The organism is Azohydromonas australica DSM 1124 (genome assembly GCF_000430725.1).
Taxonomy (GTDB): Bacteria; Pseudomonadota; Gammaproteobacteria; order Burkholderiales; family Burkholderiaceae_C; genus Azohydromonas; species Azohydromonas australica.
The window spans coordinates 36,457-60,245 of record NZ_KE387210.1 but is presented as its reverse complement, the minus strand read 5'-3'; the positions used below and the strand labels follow the sequence as shown (position 1 = coordinate 60,245).

At 72.3% G+C, this 23,789-nt stretch carries 19 protein-coding genes and 1 pseudogene; 9 read left to right on the top strand and 11 right to left on the bottom strand.

Translation table 11 applies throughout. The annotated features are described in order from the left end of the window. Positions 1-380: Rieske 2Fe-2S domain-containing protein (locus H537_RS54655; protein WP_043460952.1), on the bottom strand; the 380-nt coding region annotated here is incomplete at its 3' end. A 280-nt stretch (positions 381-660) separates the two neighbouring features. Here H537_RS54655 and H537_RS0131730 point away from each other — a divergent pair. Together H537_RS0131730 and H537_RS49900 are read left to right on the top strand one after the other, a co-directional pair. Further along, a complete protein-coding gene (locus tag H537_RS0131730) occupies positions 661-2,640 on the top strand; it encodes a hypothetical protein (protein WP_029001097.1) in 1,980 nt (659 codons plus the stop codon). An 88-nt stretch (positions 2,641-2,728) separates the two neighbouring features. After that, a complete protein-coding gene (locus tag H537_RS49900; protein ID WP_211235120.1) occupies positions 2,729-3,502 on the top strand; it encodes a DUF2272 domain-containing protein in 774 nt (257 codons plus the stop codon). Between the two features lie 18 nt (positions 3,503-3,520). Here H537_RS49900 and H537_RS0131720 read toward each other — a convergent pair whose 3' ends face one another. The 6 genes from H537_RS0131720 to H537_RS0131695 all read right to left on the bottom strand — a co-directional run bounded on the left by H537_RS0131720 (position 3,521) and on the right by H537_RS0131695 (position 8,967). Further along, a complete protein-coding gene (locus H537_RS0131720) occupies positions 3,521-4,228 on the bottom strand; it encodes an ABC transporter ATP-binding protein (protein ID WP_029001096.1) in 708 nt (235 codons plus the stop codon). Next, positions 4,221-4,988 carry an ABC transporter ATP-binding protein gene (locus H537_RS0131715; RefSeq protein ID WP_029001095.1) on the bottom strand — a complete coding sequence of 256 codons (768 nt, stop codon included), beginning with the start codon at positions 4,986-4,988 and terminating at the stop codon, positions 4,221-4,223. The genes H537_RS0131720 and H537_RS0131715 overlap by 8 nt, the downstream gene beginning before the upstream one ends. Positions 4,989-5,064: 76 nt before the next feature. Further along, on the bottom strand, positions 5,065-6,075 hold the full coding sequence (locus H537_RS0131710; RefSeq protein ID WP_051243866.1) for a branched-chain amino acid ABC transporter permease: 1,011 nt from the start codon (positions 6,073-6,075) through the stop codon (positions 5,065-5,067). After that, complete coding sequence (locus H537_RS0131705; protein WP_029001093.1) at positions 6,075-6,935, bottom strand: branched-chain amino acid ABC transporter permease; 861 nt, start codon at positions 6,933-6,935, stop codon at positions 6,075-6,077. Before H537_RS0131705 ends, H537_RS0131710 begins: the two co-directional genes overlap by 1 nt. A gap of 16 nt (positions 6,936-6,951) precedes the next feature. Then, positions 6,952-8,175, bottom strand: a complete 1,224-nt coding sequence (locus tag H537_RS0131700; protein ID WP_043460950.1) for an ABC transporter substrate-binding protein — start codon at positions 8,173-8,175, stop codon at positions 6,952-6,954. A 282-nt stretch (positions 8,176-8,457) separates the two neighbouring features. Further along, complete coding sequence (locus H537_RS0131695; RefSeq protein ID WP_029001091.1) at positions 8,458-8,967, bottom strand: MarR family winged helix-turn-helix transcriptional regulator; 510 nt, start codon at positions 8,965-8,967, stop codon at positions 8,458-8,460. A 264-nt stretch (positions 8,968-9,231) separates the two neighbouring features. On the opposite strand from H537_RS0131695, the gene H537_RS56605 reads away from it, so the two are divergent. Continuing rightward, the gene (locus H537_RS56605) at positions 9,232-10,824 is read left to right on the top strand and encodes a methyl-accepting chemotaxis protein (RefSeq protein ID WP_043461007.1); all 1,593 of its coding nucleotides are present in this window, start codon (positions 9,232-9,234) and stop codon (positions 10,822-10,824) included. Positions 10,825-11,032: 208 nt separating this feature from the next. Then, complete coding sequence (locus H537_RS0131685; protein WP_029001090.1) at positions 11,033-12,832, top strand: methyl-accepting chemotaxis protein; 1,800 nt, start codon at positions 11,033-11,035, stop codon at positions 12,830-12,832. Positions 12,833-12,853: 21 nt separating this feature from the next. Here the strand turns inward: H537_RS0131685 and H537_RS49895 are convergent, their stop codons facing one another. Beyond that, a complete protein-coding gene (locus H537_RS49895; protein WP_051243862.1) occupies positions 12,854-13,819 on the bottom strand; it encodes a DUF3293 domain-containing protein in 966 nt (321 codons plus the stop codon). Between the two features lie 49 nt (positions 13,820-13,868). Continuing rightward, complete coding sequence (locus H537_RS0131675) at positions 13,869-16,484, bottom strand: ABC transporter permease (protein WP_084151102.1); 2,616 nt, start codon at positions 16,482-16,484, stop codon at positions 13,869-13,871. Positions 16,485-16,579: 95 nt separating this feature from the next. On the opposite strand from H537_RS0131675, the gene H537_RS0131670 reads away from it, so the two are divergent. After that, the gene (locus H537_RS0131670; protein WP_029001088.1) at positions 16,580-17,422 is read left to right on the top strand and encodes a dioxygenase family protein; all 843 of its coding nucleotides are present in this window, start codon (positions 16,580-16,582) and stop codon (positions 17,420-17,422) included. A gap of 1 nt (position 17,423) precedes the next feature. On the opposite strand, the gene H537_RS0131665 is transcribed toward H537_RS0131670, so the two are convergent. Next, positions 17,424-18,542: a spore photoproduct lyase family protein gene (locus tag H537_RS0131665; RefSeq protein WP_211235119.1), complete on the bottom strand. Its 1,119-nt coding sequence runs from the start codon at positions 18,540-18,542 to the stop codon at positions 17,424-17,426. Positions 18,543-18,576: 34 nt separating this feature from the next. Then, complete coding sequence (locus tag H537_RS0131660) at positions 18,577-19,674, bottom strand: BMP family ABC transporter substrate-binding protein (protein WP_029001086.1); 1,098 nt, start codon at positions 19,672-19,674, stop codon at positions 18,577-18,579. A gap of 147 nt (positions 19,675-19,821) precedes the next feature. Between H537_RS0131660 and H537_RS0131655 the strand changes: the two genes are divergently transcribed. The 4 genes and pseudogenes from H537_RS0131655 to H537_RS55995 all read left to right on the top strand — a co-directional run bounded on the left by H537_RS0131655 (position 19,822) and on the right by H537_RS55995 (position 23,758). Continuing rightward, the gene (locus tag H537_RS0131655; protein ID WP_029001085.1) at positions 19,822-20,178 is read left to right on the top strand and encodes a hypothetical protein; all 357 of its coding nucleotides are present in this window, start codon (positions 19,822-19,824) and stop codon (positions 20,176-20,178) included. 162 nt (positions 20,179-20,340) lie between these two features. Further along, positions 20,341-21,102 carry a carbonic anhydrase gene (locus tag H537_RS0131650; RefSeq protein WP_029001084.1) on the top strand — a complete coding sequence of 254 codons (762 nt, stop codon included), beginning with the start codon at positions 20,341-20,343 and terminating at the stop codon, positions 21,100-21,102. A 175-nt stretch (positions 21,103-21,277) separates the two neighbouring features. Next, positions 21,278-22,756, top strand: a pseudogene (locus H537_RS56000) (PAS domain-containing sensor histidine kinase); the annotation flags it as partial. An 81-nt stretch (positions 22,757-22,837) separates the two neighbouring features. After that, positions 22,838-23,758 carry a LysR family transcriptional regulator gene (locus H537_RS55995; RefSeq protein ID WP_029001083.1) on the top strand — a complete coding sequence of 307 codons (921 nt, stop codon included), beginning with the start codon at positions 22,838-22,840 and terminating at the stop codon, positions 23,756-23,758. The last annotated feature ends 31 nt before the right edge of the window (positions 23,759-23,789 follow it).

The window sequence follows — 23,789 nt, the reverse complement described above, 5'->3', positions numbered from 1 at the left end:
TTGGCCCAGTGCAGGTCGGGAATGAGCGCGGGGTCGGCCTGCTCCTTGTCGCCGGGCCAGACCCAGATGAAGCCGTGGCGCTCCTCCACCGCGTAGCTCTTGATGCACGGAAAGCCCCGCACCCGCTGCCCCGGCATGGCGATGGCCTTGCCGTCGCAACCCATTTCCAACCCGTGGTAGCCGCACACCAGCTTGCCGTCGCTCACGAAGCCCAGCGACAGCGGCGCGCCGCGGTGCGGACAGAAGTCCTCCACCGCCGCCGGCCGGCCGTCGGCCTGGCGGTAGAAAACGATGGCCTCGTTGCAGACCTTGCGGCCCAGCGGCTTGGCCGCGATGTCCTCGGGCACGCAGGCCACGTACCAAGTGTTCTTCGGGAACATGTGCTCGTCTCCTCAGGGGTTCCAGGCGCTCGGCCGGCCCGCCGGCCGCGCCGTGGCAAGGGCGCGGCAAGCCGTGCGCCGGCCCGGGCTGCACCGCGAAGACCGCGGCTGCCAACGGATCCGGCGTGCCGGAGCGGTCATTCAGGGTACGGATCGTGTTCTTTGCACGGTATGGCCCCGGACCTGGGAATTTCCCTGAGCCGTGGCGGCGACCGCGGCCTCAAGCCTGCGCGGGCCCCGGCCGATAGCCTGGCCAAGCGCTGCAACACAAGGCTGTCCCATGCATGACCAACCCGATTTCGCCCGCCTGTTCCACGCGCCCGCCGCGCTGCGGGCCACGTCCCTGGCGGCCAGCGCCGCGCTGCTGGTCTGGGGCCTGACAGGCTGCGGCGGCGGCAACGGCAGCGCGGTGCCCGCCTCGCTGACGACGCTGAGCGGCACGGTCGCCGTGGGCGCGGCCCTGAGCGACGGCCGCCTGCGCGTGCTGGACGCCGATGGCGCCATGGTCGCCTCCGACGTGGCCATCGGCAGTGACGGCCGCTACAGCGGCATTCCCCTCACGGGCCACGGCCCCTGGCGCATCGCGGCCTGCGGCTACGCCGGCGTCGACTACCGCTGCCTGTACGCCGTGGCCACGGCCGCCGGCACCGCGAACGTCACGCCGCTGACCAGCGCCGCCCTGCTGCTGGCCGGCGGCAGCCGGCCCGAAGGGCTGATGAGCGGGGCCGCCCCCACGCTGACCAGCGCCCGGCTCGATGCTGCGCAGGCGCAACTGCGCGGCAGCCTGGCTGCGCTGCTCGCAGCCCAGGGCCTGGGCACCAGCTTCGACTTCGTCTCCGGCACGCTCGACGCCGGCTCGCACCGCGGCTACGACGGCCTGCTCGATGCCGTAGACGTGGCGCTGGGCGAGGACGGCGTGCCCTTCGTGCAGATCTCGCCGCGCCTGGGCAGCGGCAACCTGTACCTGGAGCCGGGACGCAGCCTGGGCAGCCTGGGCAGCCTGGGCAGCGACACGACGGCCGACACGCTGGACCTGCAGGGGCTGGACACGCTGTTCAGGAACATGAGCGCCGCACTGGCCAGCGCCGCGGCCTGCGCCAACCCTGCGACCGGACTGCAGGCGCTCATGGCTTCCACGGCCCGGCTTGAGGACGGCGCTGAGGCCGCCAGCGGCGCTGCCGCCGTGGCCCAGGCGATGTGCGCCCAATTCGCGCAGGGCGAGGACGGCAGCGGGCCGCTGTGGGGCAGCACGCTGCTGAGCCCGGTGCTGGAGGACTGCGATCTGTCGGGCACCACACCGGTGTGCGGTGTGAGCTTGGCGCTGCGCAACCCGCAGGGCGAGGTGCACGCCGCGGGCGAGGACCTGGGCGTCACGCGCGAAGGCGGCGCCTGGCGCTTCCTCGGCGACCGGCGGCCGCTGGGCCTGTACGCCGGGGCCCATGCCCAGCGCACCCAGCGCGTCGACGCTTCGGCACCGGCGCAGTACGACCGCGCCCTGTCCTTCGAGATCGAGGCCCGCGCCAGCCTGGCCTGTGCCCGGGTCGAGCAGCAGGACGCCGACGGGCGCCTGACGACGGTGGCGTACTACAAGCGCCACCCCGGGGCGACGAACCAGCGCCGCCTGGCGTTGTGGACGGCCGATGGCTACGGCGCCACGCCCAGCCTGGACCCGGCCCGCGGCGCCACGCGCCACATGGACGACAGCTGGGTGCTGCTGCCCGAGGGCACGCTGGGCGACGCGACCATCCGCAACTTCTTCCACGGCGGGCGCCGCGTCACGATCTCGCTCTACGCCGACGCCAACTGCAGCAGCGCCTTCAGCGTGAGCGGGCGCAACAGCTTCCGCGTGCCGGTGGTGGGCACGCCGCCGATCTGGTCGTCGATGGAGACCCAGCCTTGGCCGGAGGTCGAGGCCCCGGGCCTGTCCGCGCTGCGCACGCTGGCGCTGGAGCCCGGCGCCGGCGCCACGATCAGCGCTTCCTGGCACTTCGATCACGGACCACTGGGCCTGCAGCAGTTCTACGTCTGCGGCAGCCGCGGCGCCTGCGGCGAAGGCGAGGCCGAGCGCCTGGGCGAAACCGCCCTGCGCCCGCGCGTGCTCGCCTCCACGGTGAGCGTGCGCAACGCTGGCGCCACCCCCCTGCGCGCCAATGCCCACAAGACGCTGGTCCTCTCCGGCCGCACCGGCGACCGCGTGGGCCTGCAGACCAACTACAGCAGTTGCCCCGGCACGCCGGACGGGCAGCGGTGCACGGACTGAAGCCGCCCCGGTCCGGCCGGCAGCCTCGGCAAGCGTGCCCAGGCACTCAGGCTGCCTTGCCGCAACGGACATGGCCCGACTCGCACCCTTGACCTGGAGACTCCCTGCGGCGCTGGCCACGGCCGCCGCCCTGATGCTGACCGGCTGCGCCACGCCGGTCGAACCGCCGCAGCAGCCGCCCGCGGCCACCGGCCTGGGCGGGCGCGTCGTCACCCTGCCCACGCCCAGGCAGCGCCTGGTGTACACGGCGCTGCAGGAATGGGCGCTGTGGGGCCGCGTCAAGTGGCACGCCGCCGCCGACACCTACGAGTGGCCCGCCGCCACGGTGCCGCGGCAGGAGTACATGCCGGACTTCAGCAGCCGCGTGCTGCTCTACTGGCAGGCGTCCGGCAGCGGCGACTTCGAAGCCCAGGAAGCGCAGTACCGCGACGGCTCGCTGGTGGCCTGGTCGGCGGTGTTCATCAGCTTCTTGATGAAGTCCTCGGGCATCGGCGAGGCGGTGTTCCCGGGCAGCGCGCTGCACTGGCACTACATCAAGCGCATCCACGACGCGCCCGACCTGCAGGGCTTCGAGGCGCTGGACGCCGCCACCACCGCGCCGGCGGTGGGCGACCTGATCTGCGCCCCGCGCAACGAGACCGCGCTGCGGGTGACGGCCTACGCGCAGCTGGCCGACCCCGCCAGCCGCGGCGGCTACCACTGCGACCTGGTGGTGGAAACCGGCCTCGGCACGCTGGGCGCCATCGGCGGCAACGTGCGCGACGGCGTGGTCTGGACCGTGGCGCCCCTCTACGCCAGCGGCCTGCTGCTGCCCACGGCCAAGCGGCCGTGGATTGTGGTGCTCAGGAACAAGCTGCCGTGAGGCGGAGCACGGCCCGCGTCAGCGTGCCACCGCCAGCAACCGCTCCAGCGTCCCCGCATCGGCCGCCAGTTCCTCGCTGCCGGCGCGGTGCACCACGCGGCCGCGGTCCAGCACCACGGCGTGGTGCGTCATGGACAGGATCAGCCGCGGGTTCTGCTCCACCAGGATCGCCGACAGCCCTTCCTCCCGCACCACGCGCGCGATCGAGCGCAGCAGCTCCTCCACGATGATCGGCGCCAGCCCCTCCAGCGGCTCGTCCAGCAGCAGCAGGCGCGGGTTGAGCACCAGCGCCCGCGCGAAGGCCAGCATCTGCTGTTCGCCGCCCGAGAGCTGGTTGCCCATGTTCATCCGCCGCTCCTCCAGCCGCGGAAACATCGCGTAGACCCGCTTCACGTCCCACGGGCCCGGCCGGGCCACCGCCGTGAGGTTCTCCTCCACGGTCAGCGACTTGAAGATGTTGCGCTCCTGCGGCACCCAGCCGACGCCGGCTTCGGCGCGCTTGAAGGGCGGCAGCTGCGTGATCTCGCGCCCGCCCAGGAACAGCCGCCCGGCATGGCGCCGCGTCACGCCGGCGATGGAGTTGATCAGCGTGGTCTTGCCCGTGCCGTTGCGGCCCAGCAGCGCCAGCGACTGGCCCGCGGCCAGCTCCAGCTCGATGTCCTCCAGCACCACTGCCTCGCCGTAGCCGGCGCGCAGGCCCTGGATGCGCAGCAGCTCATCAGCCATGGGCCACCCCTTCCCCGAGGTACACCGCCTTCACGCGCGGGTCGTGGGCGATCTCGTCCACGCCGCCCTCGGCGTACACGGCGCCGCTGACCAGCACCGTCACGTGCGTGGCGAAGTTGAAGACGAGGTCCATGTCGTGCTCGATCAGCAGCACCGCCACGTCCGCCGGCAGCCGCGCCAGGCTGTCGAAGATCTCCTGCCGCTCCCCTTCGGGCACGCCCGCGGCGGGCTCGTCCAGCAGCAGCACCCGCGGCTCGCCGGCGATGGCCAGCGCGATTTCCAGCAGCCGCCGCTTGCCATAGGGCAGCAGCGCCGTGCGCTGGTGCATCACGTCAGCCAGCCGGTACTCGTGCAGCAGCGCCTCCACGCGCTGCGCCACCGCCGCGTCGCGCCCCAGCGGCTGCCACCAGCGCGCGCCCTGGCGCCGCTGCTGCGACACCGCCAGCGCCAGCGACTGCAGCGGCGTGAGCTGGTTGAAGAGCTGGTTGATCTGGAAGGTGCGCACCAGGCCGCGGCCGACGCGCTTGTGCGCGGCCAGCCCGGTCACGTCCTCGCCCTTGAGCAGGATCCGGCCCTGCGTGGGCTCCAGCACGCCGGTGAGCAGGTTGATCAACGTGGTCTTGCCCGCGCCGTTGGGGCCGATGAGCGCGTGGCGCGCGCCGGGCATCACCGCCAGCGTCACGTCGTTGGTGGCGACCAGGCCGCCGAAGCGCCGCACCAGGCCGCGCGTCTCCAGCACGGGCTGCATGACTGCGCTCATTGGTGCCCCCTCGCCCTGCGCGCGGTCCCCCCACGGGGGACGGAGCGCACCCTTCGGAGCGGCCGTGCGTATGCGCTCATGCGCCCCTCCTCCACCAAGTCCACGGCCGCAGCAGCCGCTCGCGGCCCACCAGCATCAGCACCACCAGGAACAGGCCGAGCCAGAAGGTCCAGTACTGCGGCGTCCAGGCCGCGATCAGGTCGTGCAGCAGCTTGAAGGCGATGGCCCCCAGCACCCCGCCCCACAGCCAGCCCGCGCCGCCGATCACCACCACCAGCATCACGTCGGCGCTGCGGTGGAAGTCCAGCACGTCCAGCGAGGCGAAGCCCGTCGTCTGCGCCAGCAGCGCCCCGGCAGCGCCGGCCAGCGCCGCGGCGATGGTGTAGACCGCCACCAGCCGCGCGTTCACGTTCAGGCCCAGCGCCGACGCGCGCAGCCGGTTGTCGCGCAGTGCCTGCAGCCCGACGCCGAAGGGCGAGTGCACCAGGCGCCGGCACAGCAGCAGCGCCAGCACCAGCACCGCCAGCGAGTAGCCCCAGGCCACGCGCCCGGCCAAGTCGAACTCCAGGCCGCCGGGCAGCGGGCCGATCACCACGCCCTGCAGCCCGTCGGCGCCACCGGTGATCTGGTCGAAACGGTTGGCCAGTTCGTAGAGGACCGCCGCCACGCCCAGCGTCACCATCAGCCGCGTGAGGTCGGTGCCGCGCAGGATGAAGGCGCTGGTGAGCAGCCCCAGCAGCGCCGCGGCGGCCATGGCTGCGAGCAGGCCGACGATGGGATCGGGCATCACGTGCTTGGCGAACAGCGCCGCGCCGTAGGCGCCCACGCCGAAGAAGGCGGCATGGCCCAGCGAGACGATGCCGGCGTAGCCCAGGATCAGGTCCAGCGACAGCGCGAACAGCGCCAGGATCGCGATCTCGTTGCCCAGCAGCGCGTGCCCGGGCAGCAAAAACCACGAGGCCGCCAGCGCCGCCAGCAGCGCGATCTCCCACCAGTGCCAGCGCGCGTCCCGGCGCAGCGCCAGGCGCACGTCGGCGGACGGTCGGGCCGCAGCGGTGGAAGCGGCGGAGGAAACACCGGCGCTCATCAGCGGGCCCCCTTGCGCACGAACAGCCCCTGCGGGCGCCACAGCAGGATAGCGATCATCAGCGCGTACACGATGAAGGCGCCGATCTTGGGCGCGTAGTACTTGCCCGCCACGTCGGCAATGCCCAGCAGCAGCGCGGCCACCAGCGGCCCGGTGACGCTGCTGGTGCCGCCCACGGCGACCACGATCAGGAAATAGATCATGAATTTCAGCGGGAACGTGGGATCGAGCCCCAGCACCTCCGCCCCCAGCGCCCCGCCCAGGCCAGCCAGGCCGGAGCCCACCGCGAAGGTGAGCAGGAACACGCGGTTGACGTTGATGCCCAGCCCCGAGGCCACGCGCGGGTCGTCCACCGCCGCGCGCAGCCGGCTGCCGAAGCGCGTGCGCGCCAGCACCCACTGCAGCGCCAGCGCCAGCAGCGCGCACACCGCCACGATGAACAGCCGGTACTTGCCGATGCCCACCGCCTCGAAGTCCAGCCGCCCCTGCAGGAAGGCCGGCAGCTTCACGAACTGCTGCTGCGAGCCGATGAGGTAGTCCACTGCCGACACCGCCATGAACACCAGGCCGATGGAGAACAGCACCTGGTCCAGGTGCGGCTTGGCGTACATGGGCCGGTAGAGCGTGCGCTCCAGCAGCGCGCCGGCGGCGGCCGTGATCAGGAACGCCAGCGGCAGCGTCGCCAGGAAGGGCAGCCCGGCATGCTGCATGAGCAGCACGGTGGCGTAGCCGCCCGCCATGGCGAAGGCGCCGTGGGCGAGGTTGATGAAGTTCATCAGCCCCATGGTCACGGCCAGCCCCACGGCCAGCACGAACAGCAGCATCCCGTAGGCGATGCCGTCGAAGAGCAGGGTCAGCACGTCGGCTCCAGCGGGCTTACTTCGGCGCGCCCGCCGCCCCTGCCTTGCCCGGGTCCTTCACCCCCTTGAGGGTTTCGAACTCCACGTTCCAGAGCTGCCCGTTCTGGCGCTCGACCTTGCGGATGTAGACGTCCTGCACGATGTCGCGCGTCTGCGCGTCGATGAACACCGGCCCGCGCGGGCTCTCGAAGGTCTGGCCCTTCATGGCGTTCAGCAGCGCCTCGCCGCCCGCGCCCTTGGTGGCCTTGAGGCCTTCCATGATCACGCGCATGCCGTCATAGCCGCCCACGGCCATGAAGTTGGGGCGGAACTTGTTGGCCTTCTGGAAGGCGTCGACGAACTGCTGGTTGGCGGCGCTCTTGTGCGCGGCCGAGTAGTGGAACGAGGTCACCACCCCCAGCGCCACGTCGCCCATGTCGTTGAGGATGTCGTCGTCCGTCACGTCGCCGGTGCCCAGCAGCTTGATGCCCGCCTTGTCCAGCCCGCGCTCGGCGAACTGCTTCATCAGCGCCGCGCCCACGCCCGACGGGACGAAGACGAACAGCGCTTCCGCGCCGGCGTCGCGCACGCGCTGCAGGAAGGGCGCGAAGTCCGGGTTGCGCAGCGGCACGCGCACCTGCTCCACCACCTTGCCGCCGTTGAGCTCGAAGCGCTCCTTGAACGCCTTCTCGGCGTCGATGCCCGGGCCGTAGTCGCTCACCAGCGTCACGACCTTCTTGATGCCATTTTTCGGCGCCCACTCCGCCACGCCGACGGTCACCTGCGGCAGCGTCATGCTGCTGCGCACGACGTAGGGCGAAGCCTGCGTGATGCTCGACGTGGCCGCGGCCATCACCACCATCGGCGTCTTGCTCTGGGTGGCGATGGGCGCGGTGGCCAGCGCCAGCGGCGTGAGGCCGAAGCCGGCCAGCACCGTCACCTTGTCGTTGACCACCAGTTCCTGCGCCAGGCGCCGCGTGGTGTCGGCCACGCTGGCATCGTCCTTGAGCACCACCTGCACCTTGCGCCCGGCCACGGTGTCGCCGTGCTGCGCCAGGTACAGCTTCACCGCCGCGTCGATCTGGCGCCCGGTGGAGGCGAAAGGCCCGGTCATGGGCAGGATCAGACCGATGCGGATCGGGTCGGACTGCTGCGCCAGCGCCGCAGGCGCCGCGCCCAGCAGCGGCAGCGCCGACAGCAGCGTGGCGGCCGCCAGCAGGCGGCGCCGCGCCGGGGCGCGGCGGTCTTGGAAAGTGCTCATGGCTTGTCTCCTCTGCCTCGGTTTGCAGCGCCGGACCGGCGTGCGCGCCGGCCTCGTGGCCTCTGGCTGGGGGCGTTCTACTGACGCCCGGCCCTCAACATTCAGTACACGGAAGTTGACCTGGATCAGAGGCATCCCGAATTGGTGCAATCCCGGGTATGCGCGCTGCGGGCCGGCGGGCGCGCACGGCATCCCACCCGCCGGGACGTTTCGCGCCCTGTGGCGCCGTCCCGGCGCAGGTCGGGCGTCATGGACGAGGGGCGGACGGCCGCCCCGGGCGCTTCAGACCTCGGACGGCCCTTCGGCGCTGGCGCCGCCCGGGCGCATCGGCGCGCGGCTTTGCTCGTTGCCCAGCAGCACGAACTTGCGCAGCAGCCGCATGAACTCCTGCTGCTCGTCGGCGTCGAGCTTGGACAGCAGCACCTGCTGCATGCGCCGCACGCCGGGCACGGTGCGCGCGAGCACCGCCTCGCCCTCGGCCGTGAGCAGCAGCCGGCGCTGGCGCCGCGGCAGCACCTCGCGCGTGATCCAGCCCTTGTTCTCCAGCCGCGCCGCCATCTCCGCGGCGGTGGAGGTGTCCAGCGCCACCTCCTGCGCCAGCGTCACCTGGTCCAGCCCCGGCTTCTCCTGCAGCATGCGCAGCACTGCGTACTGGATCGGCGTCACCTCGCGCCCCACCTCCTCGTAGAACACTGACACCGCAATCTGCTGCGCGCGCCGCAACAGGTGGCCCGGCTGCTCGTAGAGCTCGATGGCCAGGGGGTCGGCGGACGAAGCGGCATCAACGGGCATGGCAGGTCGGCGAAGAGCAGGCGCGGCGGCAAGGGAAGTGGGAATTCTGCACGCGGCGCCCGGCGCCCCCCGCCCAAGCAGCGGCCGTGCCGGCGCCACCGGGCCGGCGCCGGCATCCCGCCCGGGATTGAGCCATGTCAAGACGCATGGACTCCGGCACGCAGCCGCCTCGCAGACCACTTCAATTCGGCGTCAAACATCCGAAGAAATACCGATTGCATATCTACGCTGCGCACCGGAGTACGGTTGCGCCGCAATACGGCCATGAATTTCCTGAACAAGCTTCGGCTCGGCACCCGGCTGGGCATGGGTTTCGCCACGGTGCTGGCGCTGATGCTGCTGGCCGTTGCCACGGCGGTCTTCAACCTCAACCAGGCCGACAAAGCCTCCAGGCGCACCATCGAGGTGGACTGGGTCAAGGCCGAGGCCACCGCCACGCTCACGGCCACCACCCGCGCCAACGCCCGCCGCACCATGGAGCTGTTCTTCGCCCAGGATGCGGCGCATGCGCAACAGGTGCGCCAGCGCATCGCCGACAACAAGAAGAAGGTGGCGGAGTCGCTGGAGACGCTGGATCGGCTGGTCGCATCGGCCGAGGGCAAGGCGCTGGTGGCCAAGGTCAAGGAGGCGCGCGTCACCTACGTGGCCGCCTTCACCAAGGTAGACCAGCTGCTGGCTTCCGACCAGCGCGACGAGGCCACGCGGGTGCTGCTGGCCGAGACGCTGCCGGCCATCGACGCGCTGCAGCAGCACGTGGACGCGCTGTCCGTGCTGCAGAAGCAGGTCGTGGCCAATAGCGCCAAGGTGCTCACGGACGACATCGCCTTCGCGCGCATCGAGATGCTGGTGCTGGGCGTGGTGGCGCTGCTGGTGGGCGGCGGCCTGTCCTGGTGGCTCACGCGCACCATCACGCAGCCCATCCACCAGGCGGTGCAGGTGGCCAAGACCGTGGCCGCGGGCGACCTGACCTCGCGCGTCGAGACCACGCGCCAGGACGAGACCGGCGAGCTGCTGAGCGCGCTGGACAGCATGAACCGCAGCCTGGTGCAGATCGTGTCCCAGGTGCGCCGCAGCAGCGACTCCATCGCCACCGGCAGCCAGCAGATCGCCACCGGCAACACCGACCTGAGCCAGCGCACCGAGGAGCAGGCCAGCAACCTGCAGCAGACCGCCGCCTCGATGGAGCAGCTGACCTCCACCGTCCGGCAGAACGCCGACACCGCGGCGCAGGCCTCGCAGCTGGCCCTGAGCGCCAGCCGCGCCGCCGCCGACGGCGGCAACGTCATGGGCCGCGTGGTGAGCACGATGGACGAGATCAGCACCGGCTCGCGCAAGATCGCCGAGATCATCGGCACCATCGACGGCATCGCCTTCCAGACCAACATCCTGGCGCTCAACGCGGCGGTGGAAGCCGCCCGCGCCGGCGAGGCCGGGCGCGGCTTCGCGGTGGTGGCCGGCGAGGTGCGCGCCCTGGCGCAGCGCAGCGCCGAGGCCGCGCGCGAGATCAAGGGCCTCATCAGCCACAGCGTGCAGAGCGTGGAGGCCGGCTCGCAGCTAGTGAACGACGCCGGGCGCTCCATGGACGCGATCGTCACGCAGGTCAAGCGCGTGACGGACCTGATCAGCGAGATCAGCGCCGCCAGCCAGGAGCAGACGCAGGGCATCGGCCAGGTGGGCGACGCGGTGCAGCAGCTCGACCAGGTGACGCAGCAGAACGCCGCGCTGGTGGAGCAAAGCGCCGCCGCCGCCGAGAGCCTGCGCCACCAGGCCAGCCGCTTGGCGCAGATGGTGGGCACCTTCAGGCTCAGCAGCGGCGACCTCATCGCGCCGGACGGCTCGAAGCTGGCCGCGGCTTGAGCAGCGACGCGCGGCTGTGTCAATGCCGCCGCGTAAGTTGCCGCCGTCAGGCCGACGTCAGCTTCCATTGATGTGAACTCGTGCACGGTGCGGGCCGTGCATGGCCGCGCGGGACTTCAGCCCGTGACGGGCGGCTCCGATCATGGGGAGGTCACAGCTCCAGGCCGCGACCCGCCAGCACCCGCAGCGGGCGCGCCAACCGACCGACATGAACTTCCTTCACAACCTCCGCCTCGGCGCCCGGCTGGGCATCGGCTTCGCCGCGGTGCTGGCGCTCCTGGTCCTGAGCATCGCCACGGCGGTGCTGGGCTTCAACCGCGTCAACCAGGCCGCCGAGAAGAACGTCAGCGTGGACCTGGCCAAGTCCGAAGCGGTGGCCACGCTCAACGTCGCCACGCGCGACAACGCGCGGCGCACCATGGAGCTGTTCTTCGTCGAGGACGCGGTGCACGCGGGCAAGGTCCAGGCGGCCATCGAGGACAACAAGAAGAAGGTCACCGAGGCGCTGGAGACCCTGGAGCGGCTGGCCTACACCGCCAAAGGCAAGGCGCTGATCCAGGAGATCAAGACGGCGCGCGCGGCTTATGTCGCCTCCTTCACCAAGGTGAACAAGCTGATGGCCGAGGGCCAGCGCGAGGAAGCCTCCAGGCTGCTGATGCGCGAGACGCTGCCGGCGATGGACACGCTGCAGTCGCAAGTGGTGGTGGTGGCGGACCTGCAGCGGCAGCTGGCGCAGGCCACGGCGCAGGGCGTGCAGGATGACGTCGGCAAGGCTCGGGCGACGATGGTGGTGCTGGGACTGGTCGGCCTGGTGGTGGGCGTGGGCTTCGCCTGGTGGCTGACGCACTCCATCACGACGCCGCTGCACGAGGCGGTGCAGATCGCGCAGAACGTGGCCGCCGGCGACCTGCGCTCGAAGATCACCATCCAGCGCCATGACGAGATGGGCGAGCTGCTGGAGGCGCTGCAGCAGATGAACCGGAGCCTGTCGCGCATCGTCGGCGAGGTGCGCCACGGCAGCGACTCCATCGCCACCGGCAGCCAGCAGATCGCCAGCGGCAACGCCGACTTGAGCCAGCGCACCGAGGAGCAGGCCAGCAACCTGCAGCAGACCGCCGCCTCGATGGAGCAGCTGACCTCCACCGTCAAGCACAACGCCGAGACCGCCACGCAGGCCAACCAGCTCGTGGGCAGCGCCAGCGAGGCCGCGTCCGAGGGCGGCGCGGTGATGAACCGCATGGTGCAGACCATGCAGGAGATCAGCGGCAGCTCGCACAAGATCGCCGAGATCATCGGCACCATCGACGGCATCGCTTTCCAGACCAACATCCTGGCCCTGAACGCCGCGGTGGAAGCGGCGCGCGCCGGCGAGGCCGGCCGCGGCTTCGCGGTGGTGGCCAGCGAGGTGCGCTCCCTGGCGCAGCGCAGCGCCGATGCGGCCAAGGAGATCCGGATCCTCATCAGCCACAGCGTGCAGCAGGTGGAGGCCGGTTCCAGCCTGGTGGGCGACGCGGGCCGCTCGATGGAGAACATCGTGACCCAGGTGCGGCGCGTGAGCGACATGATCAACGAGATCAGCGCCGCCAGCGTGGAGCAGAGCCAGGGCATCAGCCAGGTCGGTGACGCCGTGGCGCAGCTGGACCAGGTGACGCAGCAGAACGCCGCGCTGGTGGAGCAGAGCGCCGCCGCCGCCGAGAGCCTGAAGTACCAGGCCGGCCGCCTGGCGCAGATAGTGGGCACCTTCAAGCTCAACGCCTCGGACGAGGCCGTGGCGGTGGCGCCGGGCCTGGCGAGCTTCGAGCCGGCGCCGGCCTTCACGCCCGCAGCGCCGGCCCCGGCGGTGGTGCACAAGCCCGCTCCCGCCGCGCGCAAGCCGGTTGCGAAGGCCGCCCCGGCTCCGGCCACGGCGCGCGCCGCGTCGCCCGCCCCGTCGGCCCCGGCCGCGCGCCCGGCACCGGTGCGCAGCGCCCAGGCGGAAAGCGACCACGAGGAGTGGGTCGCCTTCTGAGGCCCGGCGTGCGGGCCGCGCTCAGCCCGCCGCGTACTCCTCGCGCGCCAGCTCGCGCATGAAGGCCGGCCGCAGCCACAGCCGCGGCGGCGCGTCCGCCGTGGCGACGATCACGGCGTTCTGGCCATAGCTCTCCATCAGCCGTTGCAGCAGCGCCGGCGGCGCATCGAACACCGCCAGCAGCGGCTCGTGCGGCCGCACGCTGCCGTCACGGGGCCTTCCTTCGGCGCTCACCCAGCGCAGCCCGGCCTCCTCCAGCCAGTCCTCCAGCGTCGCCTGGCGCTGCTGGTTCTCGCCCTCCGGCAGCGTGTCGCTGCGCGGGTTGTAGGCCGTGAGCACGGCCAGACACCGGGCGCCCTGCGCCGCCAGGAAGCCGGGCAGCCCGGCGTTGGGCTCGCCCGGGTGCAGCGGCAACTCCAGCCCGGTGACGAAGTAATTGGTGTCGGCGTAGCCCGCCAGCAGGTGGTCGGCGTCCTCGGCCGCGCCCGCGCCCGGCTCGGCGGGCAGGCCCGGGCCGTCGTCATCGGGCGCCGGCGCCTCGGGATAGGGATCAGCATGGGCCAGCACGCAGGCGGGCGACTTCACGGCCGCATCGTCCAGCGCCGGCGGACAGGGCACCGGCACCGCTTGCGGCGCCGCCGCCTCGATGGTCTCGGGCTTGAGCTGGCGCTGGCGCGCGGACTCGTCGGTCCATTTCGATTTGCGGTAAGCCACCACCCGGGCGCCGGCCTCGTGCAGCAGCGCGAGCGCTTCCTCGGTGAACACGGTACCCACGGCCACGATGCCGTCGGCCGCCGGCGGCCCCAGCCGGCGCAGCGCCTTGCGCACCGGCGCCGACATGACGACGTCGCGCGGCGCGTGCGCGAACAGCAGCAGCGAATACTGGCCTTCGGGCCGGGCCGCCTTGCGCACGTCGTCGCGGTAGGCGGGCGGCACGGCCAGGGGGAGTTTCTCGGCGGGGATGCGGGAGCGGAGTACGGGCTTCATACACCGCAGTGGAGCAAGCCGCGGGCACGCCGCGCCACCGCGCAACCCCCTATTCCGCCGCCCGCCTCAAGGTCTGCACCACCGGCCGCCGCAGCACCCCGCGCAGGCCCCACCACCCGGCCGCCAGCGCCAGCAGCGCACCGGCCACCGTGCCGACCAGCGGCACCAGCGGCGAGCCGTGCCACTCGAACTCGAACGCGTACTTCGCCAGCGCCCAGCCGACCGCCACCGCCGCGACGGAGGCCAGGAAGCCGGCCAGCGCGCCCACGCCCAGCAGCTCCGCGCGCTGCACCGTCTGCAGCAGCGCCCGGCCCCCGCCCAGGGCGCGCATCACCGCGTACTCGCGCTCGCGCGCCTCGCGCGTGGCCGTCACGGCCGCGAACAGCACCACCAGCCCGGCCGCCAGCGTGAAGCCGAACAGGAACTCCACGGCGCGGATCACTTGGTCCAGCACCGCCTGCACCTGCCCCAGCGAGGCCGAGACGTCGATGTTCGTGATGTTCGGAAACTCCCTCACCAGCCGGTTGTCGAAGCCCGGCAACGCCGGGGCGCGGAAGGCGGAGATGTAGGTTGCGGGCACCTCGTCCATGCGCTCGCGCGGGAACATGACGAAGAAGTTCACCCGCATCGAGCCCCAGTCCACCTTGCGCAGGCTGGTGATGCGGCCCTCGTGCATGCCGCCCGCCACGTCGAAGCGCAGCCGGTCGCCCAGCTTCAGCCCCAGCGTCTGCGCCAGGCCCTCCTCCACGCTCACCGCGTCGGGCTCGTCCGGCGTCCACTTGCCGGCGGATACCTGGTTGTGCCCCGGCATCTGCGCGTCGAAGCTGAGGTTGAACTCGCGCTCGGCCAGGCGCCGCGCGCGGTCCTCGCTCCACTCCTCGCCGCGGATGCTGCGGCCGTTGATGGCCACCAGCCGGCCTCGGAACATCGGGTACCAGTCGTAGCGCTCCACGCCCGCCTCGCGCAGCCGCTGCCGGAAGGGTTCTGCCTGGTCCGGCTGCAGGTTGATCACGAAGCGGTTCGGTGCGTCCGGTGGCGTGGCCCGGCGCCAGCTGTCGATGAGGTCCGTGCGCAGCAGCACCAGCAGCACCAGCGCCAGCAGGCCCACCGCCAGCGCCGACACCTGCAGCACCGCGAAGCCCGGCCGCGCCGCCACCTGCCGCGTCGCCAGCACCAGCCAGCGCGGCGCCCGGCGCATGCGCGGCACCGTGCGCCGCAGCAGCAGCACCGCGCCCCAGGCGATGAGCGCGAACAGCGCCACCGCGCCGGCGAAGCCGCCCACGGCGATCAGGCCCATCTTCAGGTCCGACGAGGCCGCCACCAGCAGCGCCGCGAAACCCAGCGTGCCCGCGGCCAGCACGATCAGCGAGGCCGCCTTGAGCTGCCCCACGTCGCGGCGGATCACGCGCAGCGCCGGCACCTTGGCCAGCTGCAGCACCGGCGGCAGCCCGAAGCCGAACAGCAGCGTTAGCCCGACGCCCAGCCCGAAGGCCGCCGGACGCCAGCCGGCGGCGGGCAGCGTGGTCTCCACCAGCGAGCCCAGCAGCAGCACGAACACGAAGTGGATCGCCCAGCCCGCGGCCACGCCCAGCGCGCTGGCGAACAGGCCCACGGCGCCGAACTCCAGCACGTAGGCCGAGGCGATGGCGCGCTGCGGCAGGCCCAGCACGCGCAGCAGCGCGCAGTCGTCGAGGTGGCGCTGCGCGAAGTCGCGCGCCGCGATGGCCACCGCCACCGCTGCCAGCAGCGCCGCCAGCAGCGCCACGAGGTTCAGGAACTTGTTGGCCCGCTCCAGCGTCTGGCGCATCTCGGGGCGGCTGGCCTCCAGCGACTCCGCGCGCACGCCGCGCAGGTTCTGCTTGCGGATCTCCTCCTGCGCCCAGTCCACGAAGCGCTGCACCGCCGCGCTGCCGGCCTTGCTCTCGTCCGGCGCGGCGGCCAGCAGCCGGTAGGTGACGCGGCTGGCGGGCTGGATCAGCCCCGTGGCCTCCAGGTCCGAGGCGCGCAGCATTGCCCGCGGCGCGAAGCTCAGGAAGCCGGCGCCGCGGTCGGGCTCCAGCGCGATCACGCGCTCGATGCGCAGCTTCGCGTCGCCCAGCAGCAGCGCGTCGCCCACGCGCAGCTGCAGCGCGTCCAGCACTGCGGCGTCCACCCACACGCTGCCCGGGCTGGGAATGCCCTGGGCCGGGCGGGCGCCGGCGTCGGGCGACTCGCGCACGCGCAGCTGGCCGCGCAGCGGGTAGCCCTCGGCCACCGCCTTGACCGCCACCAGCCGCGAGCCGCCGCCCTGCGCCTCCTCGGCCAGCGCCATGCTCGGGAAGCTCGAGTGCTGCGTGACGCGCAGCCCCAGCGCGCGGGCCTGCGCCTCGAAGGCCGGCGGCAGCGGGTGGTCCGCCGCGACGCTGGCGTCGCCGCCCAGCAGCGCGCCGGCGTCGCGCGCCAGCCCGGCGTTGAGCCGGTCGGCGAAGAAGCCCACCGCCGTGAGCGCCGCCACCGCCAGCAGCACCGCCACCACCAGCAGCCGCAGCTCGCCCGCGCGCAGGTCGCGCCAGGTCTGGCGCCAGGCCAGTTTCACGAGCGAGGGTTTCAAGGGCGCGCTGGCCGGGGCCGGGGCGGGGGCGGCAGCGGACGGCGTGGCAAGGGCATCGGGCGGCAGGGAGCTCATGCGCGGGGACGATACCCGAGCCTTGTCAAGCGCCTGAACGCCGGGTGCAAACCCCTGCAACGCCATGCAGGGGCCGCGCTGCTTCAATCGGCTGCATGAACACCCTGCCCTCGATCTTCCTGTCCCACGGCTCGCCCATGATCGCGCTGGAGCCGGGCGCGGCCGGCGCCTTCATGCGGCGGCTGGGCCCGGCCATCGACGCGGCCTTCGGCCGCCCGCGCGCGATCTTGGCGGTGTCGGCGCACACGATCACGCGCGAGCCGGTGCTGCTGGCCGCCGAGCGCCACGAGGCGGTGCCGGACTTCGGCGGCTTCCCGCAGGCGCTGTACGAGATGCGCTACGACGCCCCGGGCGCGCCGGCGCTGGCGCAGGAGGTGAAGGCGCTGCTGGGCGAGTCCGGCGTGGCGGCGCACGTGGTGGACGAAGGCGGGCTGGACCACGGCATCTGGACGCCGCTGCGCTACGTCTACCCGGAGGCCGACGTGCCCGTGCTGCCGCTGGCCTGGATGCCCATGGCGCCGCCGGCGCAGCAGTTCGCGCTGGGACAGGCGCTGGCCGCGCTGCGCGAGCGGGGCGTGCTGGTGATGGGCAGCGGCTCCATCACGCACAACCTGAGACTGCTCTCCACCTTCACCGGCCGTGCGCCACTGGACGCGCCGGAGAAGCCGGAGAGCGCCGAGTTCCGCCACTGGTTCGCCGACCGCGCCGCGCAGCGGGACTGGGACGCGCTCTTCGACTACCGCGCCCGCGCCCCGCACGGCGCACTGATGCACCCGACCGACGAGCACCTGCTGCCCTGGTACGTGGCGGCCGGCGCGGGCGGGCGCGACACCACCCCGCTGCGGCTGCACGAGAGCCACGCCTACGGGGCGCTGGGAATGGATGCGTACGGGTTCGGGCCGGAGGCGCAGAAGCTGCGGGAGGCGCTGGCCGCCTGATTCAGAACGCGTAGCGGATCGGGCACCCTGGCAGCCCCGCCTCCAGCAACTCGCGGAAGATGTTCACCATCTTCCCCTTGAGCCCCGTGCGGTAGCGCACGTTGTCCGCGCCGTTCTCGCTGCGCTTGGTCTCCTGGAGCTTGGGCACCCAGAGCATGGTTTCGGCCTTCGGGTGCCAGCCGAGGTTGACCTCGTGCAGCGCCTCGTTGTGGGTCAGGAAGATCACCTCGGCGGCGATCTGCGCCCGGGCCCGGGGCGAGAGCGCGTCCGCCACCTGCGCGAACAGCTCGGCGTAGTCCGCGCGCCAGCCTTCGTAGACGATGACGGGGCTGAAGTTCAGGTGCACCTCGTAGCCGGCGTCCACGAAGTCGTTGATGGCCGCGATGCGCTCGGCCATCGGCGAGGTGCGCACGTCCACCACCTTGGCCGCGCGCTGCGGCATGAGCGAGAAGCGGATGCGCGTCTTGCCCTGCGGGTCGTAGTCCAGCAGCTCGCGGTTGACGTACTTGGTGGCGAAGGAGCCCTTGGCGTTGGGAATGCGGCGGTACAGCGCAACCAAGTCGCGCACGTTGCTTGACACCAGCGCGTCGGCGGAGAGGTCGCCGTTCTCGCCGATGTCGTAGACCCAGTAGGCCGGATCGACCTGGTTCGGCTCGGTCTTGGGGCCGAGCTTTTTGGCGTGCCTCTCCAGCGCGTCGGCGATCTGCTCGATGTTGACGAAGACCGTGATCGGGTTCGCGTAGCCCTTGCGCCGCGGCACGTAGCAGTAGGCGCAGGCCATGGCGCAGCCATTGGAGCTGCCCGGGGCGATCCAGTCAGCGCTGCGGCCGTTGGGGCGGCAGGCCATGGACTTGCGCACGCCCAGCACCAGCACGTCGCGCTTGGTGCGCAGCCATTCGCCGACGAGGCCCTCGTTGCCGTGCAGGCCGGCGATGTTCCAGTGCGAGGGGACCTCGATGCGCTCGGCCTCGGGGAAGCGCTCCAGGATCTCCCGGCCGCGCTGGAAGCCTTCGACGGCGGGCTCCAGGTAGATCGTCTTCACCCGCAGCAGCGAGGCGGGGCGGGTCGTGGTGGCTTCCATGCCGGGCAGCGGCAAGGAATGTTCCGTGGTGAAGCGCACGCACGCCCTTCAGGCCGAACCGCAGGCCATCGCCTTACTTCGCCGCCGCCGGCAGCGTCCCCGCCACGCCCGCCACGAACCAGTCCATGTGCCCGATGGCGGCGTCGTCCAGCGCGCCCTTGTCCTGGCGCACCTGACCGGACTGGTCCACCAGCCGGCCGCCGAAGGGCTTCAGCTGGCCCTTGGCGATGGCGCGCTGCTTGGCCAGCACCTCCTCGCGCAGCGCCTTGGGCAGCGACGGGTTCAGCGCGGCCAGCTCGACCATGCCGTCCTGGATGCCGCCCCACACCGGCGCGGGCTTCCAGCGCTTGTCCATCACCGCCTTGGCGACCTGCGTGTAGTAGCCGCCCCAGTTGGACACCACCGCGGCGAGCTGCGCCTTCGGGGCGAAGCGTCTCATGTCGCTCTGGTAGGCGAGCAGGTGCACGCCCTTCTCCTCCGCCGCCTGCGGCACCGCGGGCGAGCCGCTGTGGTTCGTCAGCACGTCCGCGCCGGCGTTGACCAGCGACAGCGCGGCCTCGCGCTCGCGCGCCGGGTCGAACCAGGTGTTGAGCCACAGCACTTTCACCTGCGCCTTCGGGTTGGCGGCCTGCATGCCCAAGGCGAAGGCGTTGATGCCCTGGATCACCTCCGGCACCGGGAAGCCCGCCACGTAGCCGGCCGATCCGCTCTTGCTGACCTTGCCCGCCAAGTAGCCGGCCAGCCAGCGGCCCTCGTAGAAGCGCGCGTTGTAGGTGTTCAAGTTGGCCGCGGTCTTGTAGCCGCCGGCGTGCTCGAACTTGACGTTCGGGAAGTCCGCGGCCACGCGCAACGCGGGCTCCAGGTAGCCGAAGCTGGTGGCGAAGATCAGCTCGTGGCCCTGCGCCGCCAGGTCGCGCATCACGCGCTCGCTGTCGGCGCCCTCGGGCACGGCCTCCACCACGGTGGTCTTCACGGCGGCGCCCAGCGCCTTCTCCATCGCCAGGCGGCCCTGCTCGTGCTGGTAGGTCCAGCCGGCCTGGCCGATGGGCGAGACGTAGACGAAGGCGGCCTTCAGCGGCGCGGAGGGCGCACCGGCGGCGGTCTGGGCGAAGGCGGGAGAAGCAGCGACGCACGCGGCGAGCAGCGCGCCGCGCGAGAGGTTTTTGAACATGGTTGTCCTCGACATGGCCACCGGCAAAAACAAACGCGCCGCGGGTGGCGCGCGGCGCGTGAGGAAGGCGGAATTGTAGGCAGGGGCGGAACCGGGGGCAGCGGGGCTTCTCCAATTCCGCACCAAGCTTCAAGAGGAAGAACCCCCATGCTGATCCTGATCTGGTCCCTCGCCGTCCTGGGCATCACGCTGTGCGCGCTGCTGGCCTGGGCGCTGTACGCGCTGCTGCGCATGGACCCCGCCTGGCTCGGCGACCTGCCCGGCCTCGCGCAGCGGCTGCCCTGGCAGGAGGGGCTGGACCACTTCTTCCCCGGCTGGCAGGAGCTGCTGCACTGGGCGGTGGAGGCCGCGCAGTGGCTGCTGGGCTGGGCCGGCACGGCCGCGCCGGTGGTGGCGTGCATCTTCTTCGCGCTGTGCGCCAGCTTCGTGCTGGCCGGCGCGGGACTGCTCACGCTGTCGGTGAAGCTGCTGCGCAAGGCCTCGGCTCGGCGCGCCGCGGCCTGAAGCCCCGGCAGGCGCCAGCCCGTGCTTTGGCCCGTGGAGCCCTGGATGTGACATAGCTCTCACGGCGGGCATTTCCGGCGGGGGATCGGCGATCCGGCAGGACGGCGCGTGGCTAGCATCCGCGCCGTTTCATTCCATAACTACCCTGTCGGAGACCTTTCAATGCGCCTGCTTCCCCGTCCCCTGCCCCTGCTGGCCCTGGCCGCCGTCCTGTCCACCACCGGTGCCGCCCAGGCGGCCACCGACCATGCCCACTGGGAGTACACGGGCCACGCCGGCGCGTCGCACTGGGGCGACCTGGACAAGAGCTTCGAGACCTGCAAGCTCGGCACCCACCAGTCGCCCATCGACATCCGCGGCGCGAAGAAGAGCGGCGAGCTACCGTCCATCGGCTTCGGCTACAAGGCCGGCGCCGCCGAGGTGCTCAACAACGGCCACACCATCCAGGTCAACCTGCCCGAAGGCGGCACGGTGAAGCTGGCCTCGGGCGAGTACCAGCTGCTGCAGTTCCACTTCCACACGCCCAGCGAGGAGAAGGTCAACGGCAAGCCCTACCCGCTGGTGGCGCACCTGGTGCACAAGAACGCCGCCAACGAGCTGGCGGTGGTGGGCGTGCTGTTCCGCGAGGGCAAGGCCAACGCCGCGCTGCAGAAGGTGTTCGACGCCATGCCCAAGGAGGAAGGCGCCAAGGCGGCGCTGGACGGTGGCTTCGACACCGCCGCGCTGCTCCCCGCCAAGCAGGGCTACTGGGCCTTCGAGGGCTCGCTGACCACGCCGCCCTGCAGCGAGGGCGTGAAGTGGCAGGTGCTGCGCCAGCCGGTGGAGGTGTCCAAGGCGCAGCTCGCGGCCTTCCGCAAGCTCTACCCGATGAACGCCCGTCCGGTGCAGCCGCTCAACGGGCGCGTCGTGTTCACCAAGGGGTGAAACGGGGCGGAAGCCCCCGTCGCACGGCGCCCTCCGGCCGTGCCCGGAGCCTTGGGCGCGCGCACTAGACTGGCCGCACAACGCCTGCCCGCCGGCGGCGCGCCCCGAACGGGCGCCGCGGTGGGCCCACGCGGCAAGCAAGTTCCAGCGCCCTGGTGCGCAGACGGGGGCCCCCATGAGCAACAAGCCTTTCAGTGGCGGTCCGCCAGGGCCGGCGCTCGGCGCCGCCGACCCTACCCTGGTGCAGTCCGCGCTGGAACGGGCCATCGAGCGCACCGAGGTCGCGCAGCAGGCCGCCGGCGCCTCGCTGTACGAGTACCGGCCCCACAGCGGCGAGGTGCTGCGCAACGCGAGCCTGCAGGGCGTCACGGGCCATGCGGCCGAGGAGATCGGGCCCGGCAAGAACGGCTGGCGCGCGCTGCTGCATCCCGAGGACGTCCGCCTTTTCGACCGCCACCTCGACGCGGCGCTGCAGGCCGGCGACACCTTCTCGATGGAGTACCGGGTGCGGCACAAGGCCGGGCACTGGATCTGGATCGCCGACCGCGGCCGGCTGGTGCGCGGCGAGGACGGGCAGGTGCGGCGCATCGTCGGCATGGTCACCGACGTCACCCGCCACCGCCTGGCCGCGGAGGCGCTGCACGCGGGCGAGCAGCGCTTTCGCGCCACCTTCGACAACGCCGCGGTGGGCATCGCGCACGTGGGCCTGGACGGGCGCTGGCTGATGGTCAACGACCGGCTGTGCGCGATCGTGGGCCGCGCGCGCCAGGAGCTGCTGGACCACGGCTTCCAGGAGATCACCCACGCCGAGGACCTGGATCTCGATCTCGAACACGTGCGCCGCATGCTCGCCGGCGAGATCGGCACCTACACGCTGGAGAAGCGCTACCTGCGCCCGGACGGCGGCACGGTCTGGGCAAACCTCACGGTGTCGCTGGTGCGCACGGCGGCCGGCGCGCCGGACTACTTCATCTCCGTGGTGGAGGACATCAGCGTGCGCCGCCAGGCCGAGCACGCGCTGCGCGAGGCCGACGCGCGCAAGGACGAGTTCCTGGCCACGCTGGCGCACGAGCTGCGCAACCCGCTGGCGCCCATCGTCAACGCCACCCGGGTGCTGGCGCGGCACGAGCCGCTGAGCCCGGCCGGCCAGCGCGCCGTGGCCATGATCGAGCGCCAGGCCGCGCAGATGAAGCGGCTGCTGGACGACCTGCTGGAGGTCTCGCGCATCACGCGCGGCGCCATCGAGCTGCAGCCCGAGGCCATGCGGCTGGACGCCGCGCTGCGCGACGCGGCCGAGGCCGCGCTGCCGGCCTTCGAGGCCAAGCAGCAGCGGCTGCACCTGCAGCTGCCGCCCGGGCCGATGCCGCTGGTGGCCGACCCGGTGCGGCTGGCGCAGATCCTGGGCAACCTGCTGACCAACGCCTGCAAGTACACCCCGGAGCACGGCCAAGTGCGCGTCGAGGCCGAGCAGGACGCCGCCGGCGCGACGGTGCGCGTGAGCGACGACGGCATCGGCATCGCCGCGGAGCAGCTGGAAGCCGTGTTCGGCCTGTTCGTGCAGGCCGAGCCCGGCGTGGGCCCGTACCAGGGCGGGCTGGGCATCGGGCTGGCGCTGGTGCGGCGCCTGGTGCAGATGCACGGCGGCCACGTACGTGCCGAAAGCCCCGGGGCTCGGCCAGGGCGCCACCTTCACGGTATGGCTGCCGCGGGGCTGAACCCTCTTTCCAATTCCCGAATGAACCTGCACCGTCTCGACCTCGTTTCCCTGGCGCTGTTCGGCTTCGTGGCGCGCAGCGGCAGCATCAGCCGCGGCGCGGAGCTGGCGCACCTGGCGGTGGGCGCGGCCAGCAAGCGCATCTCCGACCTAGAAGCCGCCGTGGGCGCGCCGCTGCTGGAGCGCCACTCGCGCGGCGTCACGCTCACGCCCGCGGGGCAGGCGCTGCAGCGGCACGCGCAGCGCATCCTGGGCGACGTGGACCAGCTCGCCGCCGAGCTCTCGGACTTCGCCGCCGGCGTGCTGGGCGTGGTGCGGCTGTGGGCCAACACCTCGGCCGTGATCCAGTTCCTGCCCGCCGACATCGCTGCCTTCATCGCGGACAACCCGGGCATCCGCATCGAGCTGGAGGAGCGCGACAGCGCCGACGTGGTGCTGGCCGTGGCCGACGGGCGCGCGGACCTGTGCATCTACGCCGAGCGCACGCCGCCGCTGGGCCTGCAGTCGCTGCCCTACCGGCGCGACCGGCTGGTGCTGGTGGTGCCGCGCGAGCACCCGCTGGCCGGGCGCGAGGCCATCGACTTCGTGGAGGCGGCCGACCTGGACTTCGTCAGCCTCGCCGGTGGCACCTCGCTGGCGCAGCGGCTGCAGCTGGAGAGCGCCGCACTGGGGCGGCGGCTGAAGCTGCGCATCCAGGTGCGCAGCTTCGACGCCATGTGCCAGATGGTGGCCGCGGGCCTGGGCGTGGCGGTGCTGCCCGAGGCGGCGGTGCGTCCGCACCTGGTGTCCATGGGGCTGCACAAGATCGGCCTGAACGACGCCTGGGTGGAGCGCCAGCTGCTGTTGGGCGCGCGCGACTTCGCCGCCCTGCCCCGCCCGGCGCGGCTGCTGCTGGACCACCTGCTGCAGGGCGGCGCGGCGCACCGGCGCGCGCCCGGCTGAACGCCCGCGGCGGCGCCGCTTTCGCATTCCG